Origin of the sequence: Exiguobacterium sp. TDN 0502 (assembly GCF_050846835.1) — a bacterium.
Classification (GTDB): Bacteria; Bacillota; Bacilli; order Exiguobacteriales; family Exiguobacteriaceae; genus Exiguobacterium_A.
Genome location: NZ_JBOZGJ010000035.1, coordinates 1 through 1221, shown reverse-complemented (window position 1 = coordinate 1221; position 1221 = coordinate 1). Strand labels below are relative to the sequence as shown.

The following is a 1221-nucleotide window of genomic DNA, read 5'->3' as shown; positions in this document are numbered from 1 at the left end:
GAAATTAAATATGTACTGGCAAAGTTCTGTACTTTTTTCTGCAATTTACTGCACAAACCTATTGCAAAATACAGCTGAGAATAGACTGTTGATTCAATTAGCTAGAAAAGTCGGATTACCACTTGGTGGGACGTTATTCGTCGGAGGGCATGGCGCGGAAGAGACACTCAACACGGTCAAACAATTCAATCACGATGGACGAGCCGCGACAGTAGATTGTTTAGGCGAGTTCGTCGAGACAGAACAGGACGCGGTAGATATCGCGGATGAATGCATCAAAGTCATCGGACAGATCAAAACATATAATCTAGACGCACAAGTATCTTTAAAGCTAACATCAATCGGATTAAGAATTGATTCGGATATCGCCTACCAACAGTTAAGTCGTATTGCAGAGGCTGCAGATCAACGAAACATGCGCGTAACCGTCAATATGGAGGAAGCGATGATGGTCGAGTCGATTATCCAAGTATTCGAGCGTGTACATGAACATTATCCGAACGTCGGGATTGCGCTACAGGCAAATGTCCATCGAAGTCGTTTTGATCTAGAACGTCTTCAGGCAACAGTACGTGTCGTTAAAGGAGCGTACGACGGAGACGAGGAATTCTATATCAAACCGAAGAAAACAGTCGATGAGACGTACCTTCAGTTAATAAAGGTTAATTTACTCCGAGGAAAATATACTCAAATCGCGACACATGATGAACAGATCATTCAACAAATCATTGACTTTATTCATATGAAACAGATTGATCCATCACGGTTTGAATTTCAAATGCTTCAAGGCATGCGACCGAGACGACAACAAGAGTTAGTTCGACAAGGTTATCGTGTTGTCATTTACGTTCCGCATGGTGTGGATTGGTACACGTATTTGATGAGACGGTTAGCAGAACGCCCAGCGAATATTGCGTTTACAGTAGGAGCCATGTTAAGAAGGTAAAGACTTTGCGAAGGGGATTTAAACCCTTTGCAAAGTTTTTTTGAAATAATGCTTGTGTTTGTCGAATTTTGTTGTTATATTAATAAATGTTCCAGCGAGACGCCTTTTATAAACGGTTCGTTGGGGCTGAAAAGTTTTTTAAAAAGCATGGTTGACATAAGCAAAACAACCTGTTAATCTATTAAAGTCGCTAAGGCGGCGGACGAACTTTGAAAACTGAACGATGAGGCAAAAATCGTATTCTACGGAATACAAAAACGAATGAAGCGCAAGCT

Annotated in this window: 1 protein-coding gene; it reads left to right on the top strand. The window is 41.3% G+C overall.

The window, feature by feature from the left end:
• The first annotated feature begins 88 nt into the window (after nt 1-88).
• Nucleotides 89-946, top strand: a complete 858-nt coding sequence (locus ACRPK8_RS15750; RefSeq protein ID WP_432238989.1) for a proline dehydrogenase family protein — start codon at nt 89-91, stop codon at nt 944-946.
• Nucleotides 947-1221: the final 275 nt, after the last annotated feature.